General features: G+C 71.3%; 17 protein-coding genes. 14 read left to right on the top strand and 3 right to left on the bottom strand.

Going from position 1 to position 21,315, the window contains the following annotated elements:
- Positions 1-193: 193 nt before the first annotated feature.
- Together DIZ27_RS25875 and DIZ27_RS25870 are read left to right on the top strand one after the other, a co-directional pair.
- A complete protein-coding gene (locus tag DIZ27_RS25875; RefSeq protein WP_181383695.1) occupies positions 194-1,696 on the top strand; it encodes a PucR family transcriptional regulator in 1,503 nt (500 codons plus the stop codon).
- Positions 1,697-1,823: 127 nt separating this feature from the next.
- A complete protein-coding gene (locus tag DIZ27_RS25870) occupies positions 1,824-2,624 on the top strand; it encodes a phosphatase (RefSeq protein ID WP_109380852.1) in 801 nt (266 codons plus the stop codon).
- On the opposite strand, the gene DIZ27_RS25865 is transcribed toward DIZ27_RS25870, so the two are convergent.
- The 3 genes from DIZ27_RS25865 to DIZ27_RS25855 all read right to left on the bottom strand — a co-directional run bounded on the left by DIZ27_RS25865 (position 2,621) and on the right by DIZ27_RS25855 (position 5,474).
- Positions 2,621-3,490: an acyl-CoA thioesterase II gene (locus DIZ27_RS25865; RefSeq protein ID WP_109380851.1), complete on the bottom strand. Its 870-nt coding sequence runs from the start codon at positions 3,488-3,490 to the stop codon at positions 2,621-2,623. The two genes, DIZ27_RS25870 and DIZ27_RS25865, sit on opposite strands and share 4 nt — an antisense overlap.
- Before the next feature lie 34 nt (positions 3,491-3,524).
- On the bottom strand, positions 3,525-4,682 hold the full coding sequence (locus tag DIZ27_RS25860) for an acyl-CoA dehydrogenase family protein (protein ID WP_109380883.1): 1,158 nt from the start codon (positions 4,680-4,682) through the stop codon (positions 3,525-3,527).
- A 186-nt stretch (positions 4,683-4,868) separates the two neighbouring features.
- Positions 4,869-5,474 (bottom strand): TetR/AcrR family transcriptional regulator, encoded by a 606-nt coding sequence (locus DIZ27_RS25855; protein ID WP_109380850.1) that lies wholly within the window; start codon positions 5,472-5,474, stop codon positions 4,869-4,871.
- A gap of 86 nt (positions 5,475-5,560) precedes the next feature.
- Here DIZ27_RS25855 and DIZ27_RS25850 point away from each other — a divergent pair, with 86 nt between their 5' ends.
- From DIZ27_RS25850 to glmS, 12 genes are all read left to right on the top strand, one after another.
- Entirely contained in the window at positions 5,561-7,177 is a 1,617-nt protein-coding gene (locus DIZ27_RS25850; protein ID WP_109380849.1) for a carboxyl transferase domain-containing protein, read from the top strand.
- A 26-nt stretch (positions 7,178-7,203) separates the two neighbouring features.
- Positions 7,204-9,285 carry a biotin carboxylase N-terminal domain-containing protein gene (locus DIZ27_RS25845; RefSeq protein ID WP_109380848.1) on the top strand — a complete coding sequence of 694 codons (2,082 nt, stop codon included), beginning with the start codon at positions 7,204-7,206 and terminating at the stop codon, positions 9,283-9,285.
- Positions 9,282-10,229 (top strand): hydroxymethylglutaryl-CoA lyase, encoded by a 948-nt coding sequence (locus DIZ27_RS25840; RefSeq protein ID WP_109380847.1) that lies wholly within the window; start codon positions 9,282-9,284, stop codon positions 10,227-10,229. The genes DIZ27_RS25845 and DIZ27_RS25840 overlap by 4 nt, the downstream gene beginning before the upstream one ends.
- A gap of 6 nt (positions 10,230-10,235) precedes the next feature.
- A complete protein-coding gene (locus DIZ27_RS25835; protein ID WP_109380846.1) occupies positions 10,236-11,399 on the top strand; it encodes an acyl-CoA dehydrogenase family protein in 1,164 nt (387 codons plus the stop codon).
- A 130-nt stretch (positions 11,400-11,529) separates the two neighbouring features.
- A complete protein-coding gene (locus tag DIZ27_RS25830; protein WP_109380845.1) occupies positions 11,530-12,579 on the top strand; it encodes an ABC transporter substrate-binding protein in 1,050 nt (349 codons plus the stop codon).
- A 362-nt stretch (positions 12,580-12,941) separates the two neighbouring features.
- Positions 12,942-14,384 (top strand): lysine decarboxylase DesA, encoded by a 1,443-nt coding sequence (desA, locus tag DIZ27_RS25825; RefSeq protein WP_109380844.1) that lies wholly within the window; start codon positions 12,942-12,944, stop codon positions 14,382-14,384.
- A complete protein-coding gene (locus tag DIZ27_RS25820; RefSeq protein ID WP_109380843.1) occupies positions 14,368-15,660 on the top strand; it encodes a lysine N(6)-hydroxylase/L-ornithine N(5)-oxygenase family protein in 1,293 nt (430 codons plus the stop codon). Before desA ends, DIZ27_RS25820 begins: the two co-directional genes overlap by 17 nt.
- Positions 15,657-16,223 (top strand): GNAT family N-acetyltransferase, encoded by a 567-nt coding sequence (locus tag DIZ27_RS25815; RefSeq protein WP_109380842.1) that lies wholly within the window; start codon positions 15,657-15,659, stop codon positions 16,221-16,223. The genes DIZ27_RS25820 and DIZ27_RS25815 overlap by 4 nt, the downstream gene beginning before the upstream one ends.
- Entirely contained in the window at positions 16,220-17,992 is a 1,773-nt protein-coding gene (locus DIZ27_RS25810; protein ID WP_109380841.1) for an IucA/IucC family siderophore biosynthesis protein, read from the top strand. Before DIZ27_RS25815 ends, DIZ27_RS25810 begins: the two co-directional genes overlap by 4 nt.
- A 109-nt stretch (positions 17,993-18,101) precedes the next feature.
- On the top strand, positions 18,102-19,025 hold the full coding sequence (locus tag DIZ27_RS25805; protein WP_109380840.1) for a DUF4429 domain-containing protein: 924 nt from the start codon (positions 18,102-18,104) through the stop codon (positions 19,023-19,025).
- A gap of 188 nt (positions 19,026-19,213) precedes the next feature.
- Positions 19,214-19,471: a hypothetical protein gene (locus DIZ27_RS25800; RefSeq protein WP_030217181.1), complete on the top strand. Its 258-nt coding sequence runs from the start codon at positions 19,214-19,216 to the stop codon at positions 19,469-19,471.
- 12 nt (positions 19,472-19,483) lie between these two features.
- Positions 19,484-21,301: a glutamine--fructose-6-phosphate transaminase (isomerizing) gene (glmS, locus tag DIZ27_RS25795; protein ID WP_109380839.1), complete on the top strand. Its 1,818-nt coding sequence runs from the start codon at positions 19,484-19,486 to the stop codon at positions 21,299-21,301.
- Positions 21,302-21,315 lie beyond the last annotated feature (14 nt).

The raw sequence follows: 21,315 nt of genomic DNA, 5'->3' as shown, positions 1-21,315 counted from the left end.
CGCACTGTCGTCGGTGTGTCGTGCAGCTGGAAGTTGCCCGGTGGCTCGTCGCGTGGTGCGGCGGGGTCCGTCACAAGGACGTCCGCCCGTACCCGAGGGCTGCCGGTCGGACCCGACACTAGGTGGCTGGAAAGCGACTGCGAAGTGTACGTTTCATCCATTCCGAACGAACGGGATGGAGGAAACGTCCATCATGCCGGACCCCATGGTTCCGCCCACGCCCCCGGTGTCCCTGGACGCGCTCCTGGCACGGGAGGACCTGGGCCTGCGCCGGGTCGCTGGGCCGTCGGACCCGGGCATCGCCGTGCACTGGGTGCACACCTCGGAGATGGCGGACCCGTACCCGTATCTGCTGGGCGGGGAGCTGCTGCTGTCGGCGGGCATGCACATCCCGGACGGGGCGGGTCCGGGGTACTTCGACGCGTACGTCTCCCGGATCGTGGCGGCGGGCGGGGTGGCCCTGGGCTTCGGTCTGGCGCCGGTGCACGACACGGTGCCGGAGGACCTGGCCGCCGCCTGCGAGCTCCACGGGCTGCCGCTGCTGGAGGTGCCACCGCGGACCACGTTCTCCGGGGTGGCCCGCGCGGTGTGGCAGCTGATGGCGCAGGCCCGGCTGGCGGAGCTGCGCCGGGTGACGGAAGCCCACCAGAGCCTCGCCTCCGCCGCCGCCCGCCCGAACCCGGTACCGGCCGTGCTGCACCAGCTCTCCCGCCGGCTGGGCGGCCGGGCCGTGCTGTTCGGTCCGGAGGGCACGGAACTCGCCGCGGCGGGCCGTGACCAGGGCGCGGAGATCGGGGCGGCTCTGGCACGGCTGGCCCGGGTGGTACGGCCGACGGATGCGGGCCGACGGCCCGCCCCGGCGCCCGGCGGCGACCCCGGCCGCCCCGTGCCCGCCTCCGCCACCGACACGCTCGCCGGCGTCCGGCTGACCGCGTACGCGCTCGGTGCCGGTCACGGGTTCGTGCTCGGCGTCGCGGCCGGGCGGCCGGATTCCGGGGGCCACACCATCGCGTCCGTGGCCGCCGTCCTGCTCGCCCTGCTCACCGGTGAGCAGCAGAGCGGTACCGGCGCGGCCCGCTCCGCCGCGCTCGTACGGCTGCTGCTGGGGAGCGAGCCGGAGGACGTGGCGCCGCTGCTCGGCGGGGAGCGGTGGCGGGTCGTGCACGCGCGACCGGACGCGCAGGCCCCGGACGCCCTGGCGGCCTCCGCCCTGGGCGCCGCCCTCGGGTCGGCGCTGGTGGATCCGGCGGACGAGGTCGTGCGGGTGCTCGTCCCCGCCGGACGGGAGCCTCAGGCGCCGCCCGGCTGGACCCTGGGGGTCAGCGCCGCCGTCGGCCCGCGGGACTGGCCAGCGGCCGACACCCAGGCGGCCCGCGCCCTGGCCCGGGCCCGCGCCACCCGGGCACCGCTCGTCACGCACGGCGCCCGGCCCGCGCTGGACGACCTGGTCCCCCCGGCGGACGCGGACACCCACGCCCGCCTGCTGCTCGCCCCCCTCGAAGGCACGCCCGCCCTCGTGGACACCTTGCGCACCTGGCTCTCCCTGCACGGCAGTTGGGACCGCACCGCGGTGGCCCTGTCCGTGCACCGCAACACCGTGCGGCAGCGGATCGCACGGTGCGCGGCCCTGTTGGAGACGGACCTGGACGACCCGGACGTACGCATGGAGCTGTGGTTCGCCCTGCGCCGTACCTGAGGACCCGGCACCACCGCCCCGGACCGGGCGCCCTGAGTACCCGTACGGAGTCGTCCGAGTACGTGACGCACGTCCCAGGGGGCGATACCCCGGGGACGCCCGTAGGGCGCTGCTCCACAATGGAGGCATGCCGATATCCGGGACACCCAGCCGCGCCGAACTCCTCCTCCACCTCACCGCCACGCGCATCGCGGGCGAGGTCGCCACGCCGCGCGAGAACAACCTCTCCCACTACCGCAAGCTGGCGAACGGCGACCGCCATTTCTGGCTCGGCCTGGAACTCGGCGACCGCTGGAGCGACGAGCAGGACGTGCTCGCGGTGATGGCGGAACGGGCCGGGGTCAGCGACGACGCCGAACACCGGTACGGCCAGGACACCATCGACCCGGAGCTGACCGTGGCCGCCCTGGAGCGGATGGCGGGGCGGCTGCGCAAGGCGGCGGACGGCCGGCAGCGGGTGCTGTTCGCCACCGGCCACCCCGGCGGCCTGCTCGACGTGCACCGCGCCACGGCCGCCGCGCTGCGGGCCGCCGGCTGCGAGATCGTGGTGATCCCGGACGGGCTGGCCACGGAGGAGGGGTACGTGATGCAGTTCGCGGACGTGGCGGTGCTGGAGCACGGTGCCACGCTGTGGCACACCCACTCCGGTGAGCCGATGAAGGCCATCCTCACCGCCCTGGAGCGGGAGGGCCGCCCGCTGCCCGACCTGGTCGTCGCCGACCACGGCTGGGCGGGGTACGCGGGACAGCACGGCGTCGACTCCGTCGGCTACGCCGACTGCAACGACCCGGCGCTGTTCCTCGCGGAGGCCGAGGGCACCGTCCAGGTGACGGTCCCCCTCGACGACCATGTGGTCAGCCCCCGCCACTACGACCCGATGACGGCGTACCTGCTGGCGGAGGCGGGGCTGGACCAGAACGCCCGCTAATCACGGGGAACGCGGACCATGCCCTCCTGGATGACCGAGACCGCGAGGCGGCCGTCCCGGGTGTACATACGGGCCTGGCCGAGGCCCCGGCCGCCGTGCGCCGACGGGGAGTGCTGGTCGTACAGCAGCCACTCGTCGGCGCGGAACGGGCGGTGGAACCACATGGCGTGGTCGAGGGAGGCCCCGACCACGTCACCCACCGCCCAGCCGCCCCGGCCGTGGGCGAGCAGCACCGAGTCCAGGAGCGTCATGTCGGAGACGTACGTGGCGAGGACGACGTGCAGCAGGGGGTCGTCGGTCAGTTTGCCGTTGGTGCGGAACCACACCTGGGAGTGGGGTTCGCGGGGCTCGCCGAAGCGGCCGTAGGGCGGCTCGTCGACGTAGCGCAGGTCGACCGCGGCGCCGGCCTCCAGGAAGCGCTCGACGACGTGGGGGTCGAGGTGGCCGTAGTCGCGGAGCCGTTCCTCGGAGGTGGGCAGGGTGGCCGGGTCCGGGGCGGGCGGCATCGGCTCCTGGTGGTCCAGGCCCTCCTCGTACGTCTGGAAGGACGCGGAGAGGTGGAAGATCGGCTTGCCGTGCTGGACCGCGACCACCCGGCGGGTGGTGAAGGAGCGGCCGTCGCGGATCCGGTCGACGGTGTAGACGATGGGCGCACCGGGGTCGCCGGGGCGCAGGAAGTACGCGTGCAGGGAGTGCGCGGGCCGGTCCGCGGGGACGGTCCGCCCCGCGGCGACCACGGCCTGCGCGGCGACCTGCCCGCCGAAGACGCGGGGGACGACGACGGAGCGGGACCGGCCGCGGAAGATGTTCTCCTCGATCTGCTCGAGGTCGAGCAGATCGAGGAGTTCCTGTAGTGCCTGACTCATGGGGTCAGTTGTATACGTCGGGATCTCGCGCGTCTTACAGGCCCATGTCCTTGGCGATGATCGACTTCATGATCTCGCTGGTGCCGCCGTAGATGCGGTTGACGCGGTTGTCCGCGTAGAGGCGGGCTATCGGGTACTCGTTCATGTAGCCGTAGCCGCCGTGCAGCTGGAGGCAGCGGTCGATGACGCGGTGCGCGACCTCGGTGCAGAACAGCTTGGCGGAGGCGGCCTCGGCGGGGGTCAGCTCGCCGGCGTCCAGGGCCTCCGTGGCACGGTCGGCGACCGCCTCGGCGGCGTCCACCTCGGCCTGGCAGGCGGCCAGTTCGAACTTGGTGTTCTGGAAGTGGGCGACCGGCTTGCCGAAGACGGTGCGCTCCTGCACGTACTGCTTGGCGAACCGGACGGCCGCCTTGGCCTGCGCGTAGGCGCCGAAGGCGATGCCCCAGCGCTCGGAGGCCAGGTTGTGGCCGAGGTAGGAGAAGCCCTTGTTCTCCTCGCCGAGCAGGTCCTCGACGGGGACCTTGACGTCGACGAACGCCAGCTCGGCGGTGTCGGAGGTCCGCAGGCCGAGCTTGTCCAGCTTGCGGCCGACGGAGTAGCCCTCGGACTTGGTGTCGACGGCGAAGAGGGAGATGCCGAAGCGGCGGTCCTCGGCGGTCGGGGCGGCGGTCCGGGCGCAGACGATGACCTTGTCGGCGTGGACGCCGCCGGTGATGAAGGTCTTGGCGCCGTTGAGGACGTAGTGGGTGCCGCCCTCGCTCAGCTTGGCGGTGGTCTTCATGCCCGCGAGGTCGGAGCCGGTGCCCGGCTCGGTCATCGCGATGGCCCACATCTCCTCGCCGGTGGCGAACTTGGGCAGGTAGCGCTTCTTCTGCTCGTCGGTGGCGAGCATCTTGATGTAGGGCAGGGCGAGCAGCACGTGCACGCCGGAGCCGCCGAACTGGACGCCCGCGCGGGCGGTCTCCTCGTAGAGGACGGCCTCGAACTTGTGGCTGTCCAGGCCCGCGCCGCCGAACTCCTCGGGGACGTTGATGCCGAAGATGCCCAGCTCACCGAGCTTGTAGTAGAAGTCGCGGGGCGCCTGGCCCGCCGCGAACCACTCGTCGTAGACCGGGACGACCTCGGCCTCGATGAAGTCGCGGATGGTCTCCCGGAAAGCCTCGTGGTCCTCGTTGAACACCGTACGGCGCACCGCCGCCATCCCTTCTTGCGCCTAAGCCGGCGCCGCTCTCGCGTATGGGGTTGCTCGCCGTGGGGGTTCCTCAATGGGTGGTTGCGGCCCCATGTGGCTAAGCGCTTGCTCAGACAGTAAAGGTACCGGCGAGTAGCCACAGCCGTCCAGAGCGGGAGTCCCGTAACGCTCGTCACTCGACCGGGCTCATGGCGAGCCCGCCGCCGCGAAGGCGCCGCGCGCCATCCGGTGCAGCAGGACGGCCGTCGTGGCGCGGCCGGGCAGGGCGCCGGGGCGGCCGAGGTGCGGGGTGGAGTTGAGCAGGCCGAACACCGAGTGCACGGCCGAGCGGGCGGCCGGTTCGGCCAGGTCCGGGTAGAGCTCGCGCACCACCCCGACCCACAGCTCGACGTACTGCCGCTGCAGCTGCCGCACCAGCTTGCGGTCGGCGTCCCGCAGGCGGTCCAGTTCACGGTCGTGCAGGGTGATGAGGGGGCGGTCGTCGAGCGCGAAGTCGATGTGGCCCTCGATCAGCGAGTCCAGGACCGCCTCGGGAGCCGCCCCGCCGCCCCCGCCGACTTCCTGGAGCCGCTGTTTCGCGCCGGTCAGCAGCTGGCCGCTGATCCCCACCAGCAGTTCCGCGAGCATCGCGTCCTTGCCCGGGAAGTGCCGGTACAGGCCGGGTCCGCTGATGCCGACCGCGGCGCCTATCTCGTCGACCCCGACGCCGTGGAACCCGCGCTCGGCGAAGAGCCGCGCGGCCTCCTTGAGGATCTGCTCGCGGCGGGTCGGGGCGTCGGTTCTGGTGGCCATGGAGACGATTCTAGACAGCGGGGGTTAGCGGTCGTTAACCTGAGGGGAACGCGTTAACGCTCATTAACCAGTGAGGGGACCGCAGGATGCACGAGGCACCGGAGCTTCACAGCGCGGCCGATCCCGCGTCGGAGTTCTTTCGGGCCAACGAGGAGGCGCACCGCGCCCTCGTCGAGGAGCTGCGCGCCAAGCTGGCCGCGGCCGCGCTCGGCGGCGGCGAGCGGGCGCGGGCCAGGCACACGGCACGCGGGAAGCTGCTCCCGCGCGAGCGCGTGGACACGCTCCTCGACCCCGGTTCGCCCTTCCTGGAGCTGGCCCCGCTGGCGGCCGACGGGATGTACGGGGGGCAGGCCCCGGCGGCCGGTGTGATCGCCGGGATCGGGCGGGTCGGCGGGCGCGAGTGCGTGGTCGTCGCCAACGACGCGACCGTCAAGGGCGGCACGTACTACCCGATGACGGTGAAGAAGCACCTGCGCGCGCAGGAGGTGGCCCTGGACAACCGCCTGCCCTGTGTCTACCTGGTGGACTCCGGAGGGGCGTTCCTGCCGATGCAGGACGAGGTGTTCCCGGACCGGGACCACTTCGGGCGGATCTTCTACAACCAGGCCCGGATGTCCGGCGCCGGCATCCCGCAGATCGCGGCCGTGCTCGGTTCCTGCACGGCGGGCGGGGCGTACGTCCCGGCGATGAGCGACGAGGCGGTGATCGTCCGCAACCAGGGCACGATCTTCCTCGGCGGCCCGCCCCTGGTGAAGGCGGCCACCGGCGAAGTGGTCACGGCGGAGGAGCTGGGCGGCGGCGAGGTCCACTCACGGGTGTCGGGCGTCACCGACCACCTCGCCGAGGACGACGCGCACGCGCTCAGGATCGTCCGCACCATCGTCTCCACGCTCCCCGCGCGGGGCGGGTTCCCCTGGCGGGTGGAGCAGGCCGTCGAGCCCAAGGTGGACCCCGCCGGGCTGTACGGCGCGGTGCCGGTGGACTCCCGCACGCCCTACGACGTGCGCGAGATCATCGCGCGGGTCGTGGACGGCTCCCGGTTCGCCGAGTTCAAGTCGGAGTTCGGGCAGACCCTGGTCACCGGCTTCGCCCGGATCCACGGCCACCCGGTCGGGATCGTCGCCAACAACGGCATCCTGTTCTCCGAGTCCGCCCAGAAGGGCGCCCACTTCATCGAGCTGTGCGACCAGCGCGGCATCCCGCTGGTCTTCCTGCAGAACATCTCCGGCTTCATGGTCGGCAAGGACTACGAGGCGGGCGGCATCGCCAAGCACGGCGCCAAGATGGTGACGGCGGTGGCGTGCACCCGCGTGCCGAAGCTGACGGTGGTGGTCGGCGGGTCGTACGGCGCGGGCAACTACTCGATGTGCGGGCGGGCGTACTCCCCCCGCTTCCTGTGGATGTGGCCGAACGCCAAGATCTCGGTCATGGGCGGCGAGCAGGCCGCCTCCGTCCTCGCGACCGTCAAGCGGGACCAGCTGGAGGCGCGCGGGGAGAGCTGGCCGGCCGAGGACGAGGACGCCTTCAAGGCCCCGATCCGCGCGCAGTACGAGCACCAGGGGAACGCCTACTACGCGACGGCCCGCCTCTGGGACGACGGGGTGATCGACCCGCTGGAGACCCGGCAGGTCCTGGGCCTGGCCCTGACCGCGTGCGCCAACGCGCCACTGGGCGAGCCCCAGTTCGGCGTCTTCCGGATGTGAGGGGACCCCTGACGATGGCAGATCAGATGTTCGAGACGGTACTGGTGGCCAACCGGGGCGAGATCGCCGTCCGGGTCATCCGCACCCTGCGGTCGATGGGCGTGCGCTCGGTGGCCGTGTACTCCGACGCGGACGCCGACGCCCGGCACGTCCGGGAGGCCGACACGGCGGTACGGATCGGTCCGGCGCCGGCCGCGGAGAGCTATCTGTCGGTGGAGCGGCTGCTGGCGGCCGCCGCCCGCACCGGCGCGCAGGCCGTCCACCCCGGATACGGGTTCCTCGCCGAGAACGCCGGTTTCGCGCGCGCCTGCGCCGAGGCGGGGCTGGTCTTCATCGGGCCGGGCGCCGACGCGATCGCCCTGATGGGCGACAAGATCCGCGCGAAGGAGACGGTGAGGGCGGCGGGCGTGCCGGTCGTGCCCGGCTCCAGCGGCAGCGGCCTCACCGACGAACAGCTCGCCAACGCGGCCCGCGGGATCGGCATGCCGGTGCTGCTGAAGCCGTCGGCGGGCGGCGGCGGCAAGGGCATGCGCCTGGTGCGGGACGCTTCGACGCTGGCCGACGAGATCGCCGCCGCGCGGCGCGAGGCCCGCGCCTCCTTCGGCGACGACACGCTGCTGGTCGAGCGGTGGATCGACCGCCCCCGGCACATCGAGATCCAGGTCCTGGCCGACGGCCACGGGGGCGTCGTCCACCTCGGCGAGCGCGAGTGCTCCCTCCAGCGCCGCCACCAGAAGATCATCGAGGAGGCGCCCAGTGTGCTCCTCGACGAGGCGACCCGGGCCGCGATGGGCGAGGCGGCCGTGCAGGCGGCCCGCTCCTGCGGCTACCGGGGTGCGGGCACGGTGGAGTTCATCGTCCCGGGCGACGACCCGGCCGCGTACTGCTTCATGGAGATGAACACCCGCCTCCAGGTGGAGCACCCGGTCACCGAGCTGGCTGTATCCATCGGTGCGGCCGGCGCCGCGGGCGGCCTGGACCTGGTGGAGTGGCAGCTGCGGGTGGCGGCGGGCGAGCCGCTGGCGTTCGGGCAGGACGACGTCCGGCTCACCGGCCACGCGGTGGAGGCCCGCGTCTGCGCCGAAGACCCCGCGCGGGGCTTCCTCCCCTCCGGCGGCACGGTCCTGAAACTGCGCGAACCGCAGGGCGAGGGCGTCCGCACGGACTCCGGCCTCACCGAGGGCACGGAGGTCGGCAGCCTCTACGACCCGATGCTGTCCAAGGTGATCGCGTACGGCCCCGACCGCGCGACCGCGCTGCGCAGGCTCCGGGCGGCGCTGGCGGCGACGGTCACGCTGGGCGTGCAGACCAACGCCGGTTTCCTGCGGCGGCTGCTCGCGCACCCGGCGGTGGTGTCGGGCGAGTTGGACACGGGACTGGTCGAGCGTGAGGTGGCAGGTCTCGTACCGGACGAGGTCCCCGCGGAGGCGTACGCGGCGGCGGCGCTGCTGCGCCAGGCTTCCCTCGCGCCCGCCGACGGCTCCGGCTGGGCCGATCCGTTCGCCGCCGCCGACGGCTGGCGCATGGGCGGTGAGCGGGCGTGGACGGCGCATCACCTGCGCGTGCCGGGCCACGACCCGGTGACCGTGCGCGTGCGCAGCACCCCGGACGGAGGCACGGAACTGCTGCTGCCGGGGACGGACACTCCTCTGCGGGCGTCCGGGGGCGTGCCCCCGCGGCCGGGGGGCGAGCACCGGTTCACGTTCCTGCTCGACGGCGTCGCCCACACCTTCGCCGCCCTGCCGGACGGCACCTGGCTCGGCCGGGACGGCGACGCCTGGCACGTGCGCGACCACGACCCGGTGGCCGCGTCGCTGAACCGCGCGGCGCGTTCCGGCGCCGACTCGCTGACCGCGCCGATGCCCGGCACGGTGACGGTGGTGAAGGTCGCCGTCGGCGACGAGGTGAGCGCGGGCCAGAGCCTGCTGGTGGTGGAGGCGATGAAGATGGAGCACGTCGTCTCCGCCCCGCACGCCGGCACGGTCACCGAGCTGGACGTGGCCCCGGGCACGACGGTCGCGATGGACCAGGTGCTGGCGGTCATCGCGCCCGTGGAGACATCCGCGGAGTCACCCGTGGAGGCACCCGCGGAGGAGGAGACGGCATGAACGCCCCGGAACTGGGCCTGCCCATGGCCGTACCGGCCGAGGGACTGCCCGCCCGCGTGCGGATCCACGAGGTCGGCGCGCGCGACGGACTGCAGAACGAGAAGGCGACCGTCCCGGCGGTGGTGAAGGCGGAGTTCATCCGCCGCCTGGCCGGCACGGGCCTGACCACGATCGAGGCGACGAGCTTCGTCCACCCCAAGTGGGTGCCCCAGTTGGCGGACGCCGAGGAGCTGTTCCCGGCGGTCGCCGACCTGCCGGTGTCGCTGCCGGTCCTGGTACCGAACGAGCGGGGCCTGGACCGCGCGCTGGCGCTGGGCGCCCGCCGGGTGGCGGTGTTCGCCAGTGCCACGGAGTCCTTCGCCGAGGCCAACCTCAACCGCACGGTGGACGAGGCGCTGACGATGTTCGAGCCGGTGGTGAGCCGGGCCAAGGCAGAGGGCGTCCACGTCCGCGGCTATCTGTCGATGTGCTTCGGCGACCCCTGGGAGGGCGCGGTCCCGATCCCGCAGGTGGTGCGGGTCTGCCGGGCCCTGCTCGACATGGGCTGCGACGAACTGAGCCTGGGCGACACCATCGGGGTGGCGACACCGGGCCATGTGACGGCCCTGCTCACCGCACTCACCGGAGCGGCCGTACCCGTGTCCGCCCTGGGCGTCCACTTCCACGACACCTACGGCCAGGCCCTGTCCAACACGCTGGCCGCGCTCCAGCAGGGCGTCACCACGGTCGACGCCTCCGCCGGCGGGCTGGGCGGCTGCCCGTACGCGAAGTCCGCCACCGGCAACCTCGCCACCGAAGACCTCGTATGGATGCTGCGGGGTCTCGGGATCGAGACCGGGGTCGATCTCGGCCGTCTCGTCGCCACAAGCGTCTGGATGGCCGCCCACCTGGGCCGACAGAGCCCGTCCCGCACCGTCCGAGCCCTCTCCCACCAGGAGCAGTGAACGACCATGGACCACAAGCTCTCCCCCGAACTGGAAGAACTCCGCCGCACGGTCGAGGAGTTCGCGCACGACGTCGTCGCACCGAAGATCGGCGACTTCTACGAGCGGCACGAGTTCCCGTACGAGATCGTCCGGGAGATGGGCCGCATGGGCCTGTTCGGCCTGCCCTTCCCGGAGGAGTACGGCGGGATGGGCGGCGACTATCTGGCACTGGGCCTGGCCCTGGAGGAACTGGCCCGGGTGGACTCGTCGGTGGCGATCACGCTCGAGGCCGGTGTCTCGCTGGGCGCGATGCCGATCCACCTCTTCGGCACCGAGGAGCAGAAGCGCGAGTGGCTGCCCCGGCTGTGCTCGGGCGAGATCCTGGGCGCGTTCGGTCTGACGGAGCCGGACGGTGGCAGCGACGCGGGCGCGACCCGCACGACGGCCCGCCTGGACGAGGCGACGGACGAGTGGGTGATCAACGGCACCAAGTGTTTCATCACCAACTCGGGCACGGACGTCACGGGCCTGGTCACGGTCACCGCGGTCACCGGCCGCAAGCCGGACGGCGGGCCGCTGATCTCGGCGATCATCGTCCCCTCGGGCACACCGGGCTTCACGGTGGCGGCCCCGTACTCGAAGGTCGGCTGGAACGCGTCGGACACGCGGGAGCTGTCCTTCGCCGACGTCCGCGTCCCGGCGGCGAACCTGCTGGGCGAACCGGGCCGGGGCTACGCCCAGTTCCTGCGCATCCTCGACGAGGGCCGGATCGCCATCGCGGCGCTGGGCACGGGGCTGGCGCAGGGCTGTGTGGACGAGTCGGTGAAGTACGCCAAGGAGCGGCACGCGTTCGGCCGTCCGATCGGCTCCAACCAGGCCATCCAGTTCAAGATCGCCGACATGGAGATGAAGGCCCACACGGCCCGCCTGGCGTGGCGGGACGCGGCGAGCCGTCTGGTGGCCGGTGAGCCCTTCAAGAAGGAGGCGGCGGTGGCCAAGCTGTACTCCTCCACGGTCGCGGTGGACAACGCCCGCGACGCCACCCAGATCCACGGCGGCTACGGCTTCATGAACGAGTACCCGGTGGCCCGCATGTGGCGCGACTCCAAGATCCTGGAGATCGGCGAGGGCACCAGCGAGGTCCAGCGCATGCTGATCGCCCGGGAGTTGGGGCTGACGGCGGGCTGACGGCGTGGGGCGGGCGGCCCGCACCCCTGGACAAACTCTGAGGTTAGGCTAACCTAAGCCTGGCTCCAGCCAGGGGCCCGCGGGCCCGCCCGCACCCACCTGCTCCGCACGCACGAAAGCAGACCCAGCCATGTCGAACGCCAGAACCGCCCGTTTCTCCCGTCGCGGCCTCCTCGCCGCCGGTGGCGCTCTCGGACTCGGTGCCGCGCTCGCGGCCTGCGGCGACGGGGACGCGAAAAGCGGCGGCTCGGACGCGCAGGGGGCCGCCGAGCCCAAGTCCGGCCCCTGGTCCTTCAAGGACGACCGCGGCACCACCGTGAAGCTGGACAAGGTCCCCGCGAACATCGTCGCGTTCACCGGTGTCGCCGCGGCCCTGTACGACTACGGCGTCCAGGTCAAGGGCGTCTTCGGCCCGACGAAGGCCAAGGACGGCAAGGCCGACGTCCAGGCCGGCGACATGGACGTCAGCAAGGTGACCGTCCTCGGCAACGTCTGGGACCAGTTCAACGTCGAGAAGTACGCGACCCTCGCCCCCGAGGTCCTCGTCTCCACCACCTTCGACGACGCGGGCACCCTCTGGTACGTCCCCGAGGCCTCCAAGGACAAGATCGCCAAGCTCGCGCCGAGTGTCGCCGTCTCCGTCTACGACCGCCAGTTGACCGCGCCGCTCGAGCGCGTGTGGGAGCTGGCCGAGTCGCTGGGCGGCGACATGAAGGCCGCCGCGGTCGTCGACGCGAAGAAGCGCTTCGAGGCGGCGTCCGAGCGGTTGCGCAAAGCCGCGAAGGCCCACCCCGACATCAAGGTGATGGCCGGCTCGGCGAGCCCGGAGCTGTTCTACGTCTCCGGCACCGACCTCTCCGCCGACCTGGAGTACTTCAAGGCGCTCGGCGTGAACTTCGTCGAGCCGACCGAGGAGGCCAAGAAGCCGACCGGCGGCTGGTTCGAGAGCCTCAGCTGGGAGAACGTCGACAAGCACAAGGCCGACGTCATCATCATGGACGACCGCAGCTCGGCCATCCAGCCCGCCGACATCACCGAGGCGACCTGGAAGAAGCTCCCCGCGGTCAAGGCCGGTCAGGTCATCGCGCGTTCCGCCGAGCCGATCCTGTCCTACGACAAGTGCGCCCCGCTGCTCGACAACCTCGCCGAGGCCATCGAGAAGGCGAAGAAGGTCAGCTGACCGCCTCCTGCCGGAATCCTCCCCCCGGGAGCCATACGTGACCACCGCCGTAGCCGCCCCGTTCCGCTTCCCCTCCCTCCAGGTCGACGGAACGAGGCGGCTCGGTCCGTTTCCGACGCCGATCGGGCCCGGAGGGGGGTGGGGGCGCCGAAGCCCGGCAAAGGAACAGTTGCGCGAACAGCGTTGGCCACGGCACCAGTTGAGTGCCCCGTACACCTCGCGGCGGAGTGATCACGGTCACGGTCGGAGCAGGAACAGAGCTACCCTACTTAGGCTAGGCTCACCTAAGTAAAAGTGGGCCGCACCGCGGCGCGCGCCTCGCTCCCTCCCCGCACCGGACCATCCCCACCGGAGGCCCCCACATGCGCTCGCACCTGCTCAACGACACCACCGCGGAGCACTACCGCCGCTCCGTGACCGAAGGAGTCGAGCGGGTGGCAGCCAAACTCGCCACCACCGAACGCCCGTTCACCGGCGTCACGGTCGACGCCCTCGCCCCCGTCATCGAGCGGATCGACCTCGACCGGCCGCTGCACGACACCACCGCGGCGCTGGACGAACTGGAGGACGTCTACCTCCGGGACGCGGTCTACTTCCACCACCCCCGCTACCTCGCCCACCTCAACTGCCCGGTCGTCATCCCGGCCGTGCTCGGCGAGGCGGTGCTCTGTGCCGTCAACTCCTCCCTGGACACCTGGGACCAGTCGGCCGGCGGCACCCTCATCGAGCGGAAACTGATCGACTGGACGGCCGCCCGCATCGGCCTCGGGCCGTCCGCCGACGGGGTGTTCACCTCCGGCGGCACCCAGTCCAACCTCCAGGCGCTGCTGCTGGCCCGTGAGGAGGCCAAGACCGGCGACCTCGCGAAACTGCGCGTCCTCGCCTCCGAGGCAAGCCACTTCAGCGTGCAGAAGTCCGCGAAACTGCTCGGCCTCGGCCCGGACGCGGTGGTGCCGGTCCCCGTCGACCACGACAAGCGGCTGCAGACCGTCGCCCTCGCCCGCGAGCTGGCGCGCTGCACCGAGGACGGTCTCGTCCCCATGGCCGTCGTCGCCACCGCCGGAAGCACCGACTTCGGCTCCATCGACCCGCTGCCCGAGATCGCCGAACTGTGCGCCCAGTACGGCGTCTGGATGCACGTGGACGCCGCCTACGGCTGCGGACTGCTCGCCTCGCTGAAGCACCGGGACCGGATCGACGGCATCGAACGCGCCGACTCGGTCACCGTCGACTACCACAAGTCCTTCTTCCAGCCGGTGAGTTCGTCGGCCGTGCTGGTCCGCGACGCGGCCACGCTGCGGCACGCCACCTACCACGCGGAGTACCTCAACCCGCGCCGCATGGTGACCGAGCGCATCCCCAACCAGGTCGACAAGTCCCTGCAGACCACCCGCCGCTTCGACGCGCTGAAACTGTGGATGACGCTGCGCGTGATGGGCGCCGACGGCATCGGCGGGCTCTTCGACGAGGTCTGCGACCTGGCCCACGAGGGCTGGAAGCTGCTCGCCGCCGACCCGCGCTTCGACGTGGTCGTCGAACCGTCGCTGTCCACGCTCGTCTTCCGCTACGTCCCGGCCGCCGTCACCGACCCCGCCGAGATCGACCGGGCCAACCTCCACGCCCGCAAAGCCCTGTTCGCCTCCGGTGACGCGGTCGTCGCGGGCACCAAGGTGGCGGGACGCCACTACCTGAAGTTCACACTGCTGAACCCCGAGACCACGACCGCCGACATCACCGCCGTCCTCGATCTGATCGCCGGCCACGCCGAGCAGTACCTGGGAGAGTCCCTTGACCGCGCTTCCTGAAGCCCCTGACGTCGCCTACGACTTCGTGGGGATCGGGCTGGGCCCCTTCAACCTCGGCCTCGCCTGCCTCACCGAGCCCATCGGCGACCTGAACGGCGTCTTCCTGGAGTCCAAGCCGGACTTCGAGTGGCACGCCGGGATGTTCCTGGACGGCGCCCACCTCCAGACGCCGTTCATGTCGGACCTGGTCACGCTCGCCGACCCGACCTCCCCCTACTCCTTCCTCAACTACCTGAAGGAGAAGGGCCGTCTGTACTCGTTCTACATCCGGGAGAACTTCTACCCGCTGCGCGTCGAGTACGACGACTACTGCCGCTGGGCCGCCGGCCGGCTGAGCAGCATCCGCTTCGACGCGACCGTCACCGAGGTGACGTACGACGAGAGCGCCGAGCTGTACGCCGTACGGACCGGGGCGGGTGACACCTACCGCGCCCGGCGGCTGGTGCTCGGCACCGGCACCGTGCCGTTCGTGCCCGAGCCGTGCCGCGGCCTGGGCGGAGATCTGCTGCACACCTCTGAGTACGCGCACCGCAGGGCGGAGCTGCGGCAGAAGGAGTCGATCACGGTCGTCGGCAGCGGGCAGAGCGCCGCCGAGATCTACTACGAGCTGCTGTCCGAGATCGACGTCCACGGCTACTCGCTCAACTGGGTCACCCGCTCCCCGCGGTTCTTCCCGCTGGAGTACACCAAGCTGACCCTGGAGATGACCTCCCCGGACTACATCGACTACTTCCGCGCGCTGCCCGAGGAGACCCGCTACCGGCTGGAGAAGCAGCAGAAGGGCCTGTTCAAGGGCATCAACTCCGACCTCGTCGACGCCATCTTCGACCTGCTGTACCAGAAGAACATCGAGAGCGGCGACCGCGCGGTCCCCACCCGGCTGCTCACCAACTCCTCACTCGTCAGCGCCCGTCACGAGAACGGCGGGTACGCGCTCGGCTTCCACCAGGACGAGCAGGGCAAGGACTTCGAGCTGCGCACCGAGGGCCTGGTGCTGGCCACCGGCTACCACTACGAACCGCCGGCCTTCCTCGACCCCGTCCGCGACCGGCTCCGCTTCGACGGCCGCGGCCGGTTCGACGTGGCCCGCAACTACGCCATCGACGTGACCGGCCGGAGCGTGTTCCTGCAGAACGCCGGCGTCCACACGCACAGCGTCACCAGCCCCGACCTGGGCATGGGCCCGTACCGCAACAGCTGCATCATCCGCGAACTGCTCGGCTCCGAGTACTACCCCGTGGAGAAGTCCATCGCCTTCCAGGAGTTCGCCGTATGAGCATCACCGGCACCGGCTACCGGTGCGCACTCGGCACCTTCACCGTCCAGCCGCTCGACCCGCTCCGGGACGCCGAACTGCTGCACTCCTGGGTCACCCACCCCAAGGCCGCCTTCTGGATGATGCAGGGCGCGAAACTCCAGGACGTCGAGCGCGAGTACATGCGGATCGCGGCCGACGAACACCACCACGCCCACCTGGGCCTGCACGAGGGCCGCCCCGCCTTCCTGATGGAGACGTACGACCCCGCCCACCGCGAGCTGGCCGGCCTGTACGAGCCGGAGCCCGGGGACGTCGGCATGCACTTCCTGGTCGCGCCCACCGACACCCCGGTGCACGGTTTCACCCGGTCCGTCATCACCGCCGTGCTGGCGCACCTCTTCGACGACCCCCGGACCGCACGGGTCGTCGTCGAACCCGATGTGTCCAACAAGGCGGTGCACGCCCTGAACGAGGCCGTGGGCTTCGTCCCCGTACGCGAGATCGACAAGCCGGAGAAGAGGGCCTTGCTGAGCTTCTGCACCCGCGAACAGTTCGCCGCGGCCACGGGGGTGGGCATATGAGCCCCGCCGACGCCGTGGACCACCTCACCCCCGAACGCTGGGAGACGGCCAACCGCCTGCTGATCCGCAAGGCGCTCGCCGAGTTCGCGCACGAGCGGCTGATCCACCCCGAGGAGACGGGCGGGGGCGGCTACGTCGTACGCAGCGACGACGGCCTGACCGAGTACCGCTTCACCGCCGTCCGCCGCGCCCTGGACCACTGGCAGGTGGCCGCCGACTCCATCGGCCGGCACCGCGACGGGTCCGAAATTCCCCTGGCCGCCCTGGACTTCTTCATCGAGCTGCACAAGTCGCTCGGGCTGAGCGACGAGGTCCTGCCGGTGTACCTGGAGGAGATCTCCTCCACCCTCTCCGGCACCTGCTACAAGCTCGCCAAGCCGCCGGTCACCTCGGCCGAGCTGGTCGGCGCCGGCTTCCAGGCCATAGAGACCGGCATGACCGAGGGCCACCCCTGCTTCGTCGCCAACAACGGGCGGCTCGGCTTCGGCATCCGGGAGTACCGCGCCTACGCGCCGGAGACGGCGAACCCGGTACGGCTGGTGTGGCTGGCGGCGCACCGCTCGCGGGCGGCGTTCACGGCCGGCGTCGGCATCGAGTACGAGTCGTTCCTGCGGCAGGAGCTGGGCGAGGACACCGTCGAGCGCTTCCACCGGACGCTCACCGGCCAGGGCCTGGACCCGGCCGACTACCTCCTCATCCCCGTCCACCCCTGGCAGTGGTGGAACAAGCTCACCGTCACCTTCGCCGCCGAGGTCGCCCGCCGCCACCTGGTCTGCCTCGGCGAGGGCGGCGACGAGTACCTGGCCCAGCAGTCCGTCCGGACCTTCTTCAACCGGTCGAACCCCGGGAAGCACTACGTGAAGACGGCCCTGTCCGTCCTCAACATGGGCTTCATGCGCGGTCTTTCGGCCGCCTACATGGAGGCCACCCCGGCGATCAACGACTGGCTGGCGCGGATCGTCGAGAACGACCCGGTACTGCGCTCCACGGGGCTGACGATCATCCGGGAGCGGGCGGCGGTCGGCTACCGGCACCTGGAGTACGAGCAGGCCACCGACCGCTACTCGCCGTACCGCAAGATGCTGGCCGCACTGTGGCGGGAGAGCCCGGTGCCCTCACTGCGAGACGGCGAGTCCCTCGCCACCATGGCCTCCCTGCTCCACGTGGACCACGAGGGGACGTCCTTCGCGGGCGCGCTGATCGAGCGGTCCCGGCTCGCCCCCACCGAGTGGCTGCGGCACTACCTGCGCGCCTACTACACCCCGCTGCTGCACAGTTTCTACGCCTACGACCTGGTGTTCATGCCGCACGGCGAGAACGTGGTCCTGGTGCTGGAGGACGGGGTGGTGCGGCGCGCGGTCTACAAGGACATCGCCGAGGAGATCGCGGTGCTGGACCCGGACGCGGTGCTGCCGCCGGAGGTCTCCCGCATCCGCGTGGAGGTGCCGGAGGACCAGAAGCTGCTGTCGGTCTTCACGGACGTCTTCGACTGCTTCTTCCGCTTCCTCGCCTCCGACCTCGCCTCCGCGGGCATCCTGACCGAGGACGACTTCTGGCGGACGGTCGCGGAGATCACCCGCGAGTACCAGGCGTCGGTGCCCGAACTCGCCGAAAAGTTCGCCCGGTACGACATGTTCGCCCCCGAGTTCGCGCTGTCCTGCCTCAACCGGCTCCAGCTGCGCGACAACCGGCAGATGGTCGACCTCGCGGACCCGTCCGGCGCGCTCCAGCTGGTCGGCACCCTGAAGAACCCGATCGCGGGATTCTGACCCACCCGGCCGGGACCGCCGGTCATGGCGGCCCCGGCCGCCATGACCGGCGGCAGGGAACCGGGTTGGTGCAGACCGCTCTCCCTCGATCCGGTGAAACAATCCCCCCATGGCGGAAATCATCCAGAAGGACGGAACCTGGGCCTTCGACGGGAACACCCTGCGGCTGACTCCCGGACGGGACAAGAACGTCGGGCTGCTCCGCCGGACGCTGGGCGAACTGCTGGTCCCGCTCAGCGCGCTGGCGGGGATCTCGCTCGAGCAGGGCAGAAAGGCGGGGCGGCTCAGGCTGCGGCTGCGCGAGGGCTCCGACCCGCTGCTGCAGGCGACCGGCGGCCGGCTCACCGAGCCGCACGACCCGTACCAGCTGGTCGTGGAGTCCGACCGGTACGGCGTCGCCGAGTACTTCACGGACGAGGTGCGCAACGCCCTGCTGCTGGACCAGGTCCCCTCCGACCCGGTCCAGGAGTACCTGCTGCCCGGCCCGTCCATACCCCTGTCCGCCTCCGCCGGGGACGGCTCGGTGAGCTTCGACGGGGAGCGGATCCGCCTGGAGTGGAACTGGAAGACGGAGGACGCCAAGTCCGCCGCCGGCACCCGCACCCTCGCGCTGACCGACATAGTCGCCGTGGAATGGGTGCCGGCGACCGGACTGGAGAACGGCCACCTCCGTTTCGTCGTGCACCACGCGCCCACCAAGGCCCCGGCCAAGTACGACCCCAACGCGGTGGAGCTGTGGGGCTTCAAGAAGGACCCCCTGATGGCGCTCGTCGCCGCCGCCGTCCAGGCCCGCCTGCCCCACCCGGCCGCCAGGGACTCCACGCTCGCCCTCGGGGGCGACACCGCCCGGGACCGCGCCGGGCACGAAGGCCCGGCAGAACCGGAGACCGTCCCCGGCACTTCCGCCGCCTCCGAGGACGAGCACGACGCGCTGCTGCGCCGGCTGCGCGAGCTGGGCGAACTGCACCGCTCCGGCGTCCTGACGGACGAGGAGTTCACCCTGGCCAAACAAGCCGTCCTGAAGCGGCTGTGAGTGCGCTCCGCGTCGCCGACGCGGGATGCGGTTCTTCCCCGGCGTGAACGCCGGACCTCCTCGCAGGAAACCGGTGAACGCCCACCGTCTACGGCTGCCGTCCACGAACGCCGACACTCCGCACGCTTTCCTGCCCGAAATCGGGCAGGATTCTTGCGCGAGCCTCCCCGTTACCTCAGGATCGTCGGGTGCACGACGAACTGGTCGATCATCTGACGCGCTCCACGCCCCTCAGCCGGGGCGAGGCGCTGCGCGTGGTCCAGGACGTGCTCGCCTACTTCGACGAGACGACCGAGGAGTACGTCCGTCGCCGCCACCGCGAGCTCCAGGCCCAGGGCCTGGTGAACGCGACGATCTTCGAACGGATCGAGGCGGATCTCAGATATCGCGCGGTGGCCCCGCCGGAGCTCTCGCTCCGGCAGCTGCGGCGCATCGTCTACGGCTAGGAACACACCCATATGTGCGGAATCGTCGGATACATCGGCAGGCGTGATGTCGCCCCTCTGCTGCTCGAAGGCCTGCAGCGCCTGGAGTACCGGGGCTACGACTCGGCGGGCATCGCCATCACGTCGCCGAAGGCCGCCGGACTGAGGACGGTCAAGGCCAAGGGCCGGGTGCGCGAGCTGGAGGCGAAGGTCCCGGCCCGTTTCAAGGGCACCACCGGCATCGCCCACACCCGCTGGGCCACCCACGGCGCCCCGTCCGACGTGAACGCGCACCCGCACCTGGACGCCGAGGGCCGGGTCGCCGTCGTCCACAACGGCATCATCGACAACGCTGCCGACCTGCGCCGCAAGCTGGAGGCGGACGGCGTCGAGTTCCTCTCGGAGACGGACACCGAGGTCCTCACCCACCTGATCGCCCGCTCGCAGGCCGAGAAGCTGGAGGACAAGGTCCGCGAGACGGTGCGGGTCATCGAGGGCACCTACGGCATCGCCGTGCTGCACGCCGACTTCCCGGACCGCATCGTGGTGGCCCGCAACGGTTCGCCCGTGGTGCTCGGCATCGGCGAGAAGGAGATGTTCGTCGCCTCGGACATAGCCGCCCTGGTCACCCACACCCGGCAGATCGTCACCCTCGACGACGGCGAGATGGCCACCCTCAAGGCCGACGACTTCCGCACCTACACCACCGAGGGCACCCGTACGACGGCCGAGCCGACCACCGTGGAGTGGGAGGCCGCCTCGTACGACATGGGTGGCCACGACACCTACATGCACAAGGAGATCCACGAGCAGGCCGAGGCCGTGGACCGGGTCCTGCGGGGCCGCATCGACGACCGCTTCTCCACGGTGCGCCTCGGCGGCCTGAACCTGGACGCCCGTGAGGCGCGCCGGATCCGCCGGGTGAAGATCCTCGGCTGCGGCACCTCGTACCACGCGGGGCTGATCGGCGCCCAGATGATCGAGGAGCTCGCCCGTATCCCGGCCGACGCCGAGCCGGCCTCCGAGTTCCGCTACCGCAACGCGGTCGTCGACCCCGACGCGCTGTACGTCGCGGTGTCCCAGTCCGGTGAGACGTACGACGTGCTGGCGGCGGTGCAGGAGCTGAAGCGCAAGGGCGCGCGGGTGCTGGGCGTGGTGAACGTCGTCGGTTCCGCGATCGCCCGCGAGGCGGACGGCGGCATGTACGTGCACGCCGGTCCCGAGGTCTGCGTGGTGTCCACGAAGTGCTTCACCAACACCACGGTCGCCTTCGCCCTCCTCGCCCTGCACCTGGGCCGCACCCGCGACCTGTCCGTGAGCGACGGCAAGCGGATCATCGAGGGGCTGCGCAGGCTGCCGGGGCAGATCACCGAGATCCTGGAGCAGGAGGAGGAGATCAGGAAGCTGGCCCTGCAGTACGCGGAGGCCCGCTCGATGCTCTTCATCGGCCGGGTCCGGGGCTACCCGGTGGCCCGTGAGGCGTCCCTGAAGCTCAAGGAGGTCTCCTACATCCACGCGGAGGCCTACCCGGCGTCCGAGCTCAAGCACGGCCCGCTGGCCCTGATCGAGCCCGCGCTGCCCACGGTGGCGATCGTCCCCGACGACGACCTGCTGGAGAAGAACCGTGCGGCCCTGGAGGAGATCAAGGCCCGCAGCGGACCGATCATGGCGGTCGCCCACCAGGAACAGGAGAAGGCCGACCACACCGTCGTCGTCCCGAAGAACGAGGACGAACTGGACCCCATCCTCATGGGCATCCCGCTCCAACTCCTCGCCTACCACACGGCGCTGGCCCTGGGCAGGGACATCGACAAGCCGAGGAACCTCGCCAAGTCGGTCACGGTCGAGTAGGCCTGTCCGATGGG

The organism is Streptomyces sp. NWU339 (assembly GCF_003143855.1).
Classification (GTDB): Bacteria; Actinomycetota; Actinomycetes; order Streptomycetales; family Streptomycetaceae; genus Streptomyces.
Note: the sequence above shows the minus strand (reverse complement) of the source record. Positions and strands in the feature narration are given on the sequence as shown.

Bases quoted from the DNA above. Each gene is read 5' to 3' on its own strand.
- DIZ27_RS25875 (WP_181383695.1), top strand. From the start codon at position 194: ATGCCGGACCCCATGGTTCCGCCCACGCCCCCGGTGTCCCTGGACGCG.
- DIZ27_RS25870 (WP_109380852.1), top strand. From the start codon at position 1,824: ATGCCGATATCCGGGACACCCAGCCGCGCCGAACTCCTCCTCCACCTC.
- DIZ27_RS25865 (WP_109380851.1), bottom strand. From the start codon at position 3,490: ATGAGTCAGGCACTACAGGAACTCCTCGATCTGCTCGACCTCGAGCAG.
- DIZ27_RS25855 (WP_109380850.1), bottom strand. From the start codon at position 5,474: ATGGCCACCAGAACCGACGCCCCGACCCGCCGCGAGCAGATCCTCAAG.
- DIZ27_RS25850 (WP_109380849.1), top strand. From the start codon at position 5,561: ATGCACGAGGCACCGGAGCTTCACAGCGCGGCCGATCCCGCGTCGGAG.
- DIZ27_RS25845 (WP_109380848.1), top strand. From the start codon at position 7,204: ATGTTCGAGACGGTACTGGTGGCCAACCGGGGCGAGATCGCCGTCCGG.
- DIZ27_RS25840 (WP_109380847.1), top strand. From the start codon at position 9,282: ATGAACGCCCCGGAACTGGGCCTGCCCATGGCCGTACCGGCCGAGGGA.
- DIZ27_RS25835 (WP_109380846.1), top strand. From the start codon at position 10,236: ATGGACCACAAGCTCTCCCCCGAACTGGAAGAACTCCGCCGCACGGTC.
- DIZ27_RS25830 (WP_109380845.1), top strand. From the start codon at position 11,530: ATGTCGAACGCCAGAACCGCCCGTTTCTCCCGTCGCGGCCTCCTCGCC.
- desA (WP_109380844.1), top strand. From the start codon at position 12,942: ATGCGCTCGCACCTGCTCAACGACACCACCGCGGAGCACTACCGCCGC.
- DIZ27_RS25815 (WP_109380842.1), top strand. From the start codon at position 15,657: ATGAGCATCACCGGCACCGGCTACCGGTGCGCACTCGGCACCTTCACC.
- DIZ27_RS25810 (WP_109380841.1), top strand. From the start codon at position 16,220: ATGAGCCCCGCCGACGCCGTGGACCACCTCACCCCCGAACGCTGGGAG.
- DIZ27_RS25805 (WP_109380840.1), top strand. From the start codon at position 18,102: ATGGCGGAAATCATCCAGAAGGACGGAACCTGGGCCTTCGACGGGAAC.
- glmS (WP_109380839.1), top strand. From the start codon at position 19,484: ATGTGCGGAATCGTCGGATACATCGGCAGGCGTGATGTCGCCCCTCTG.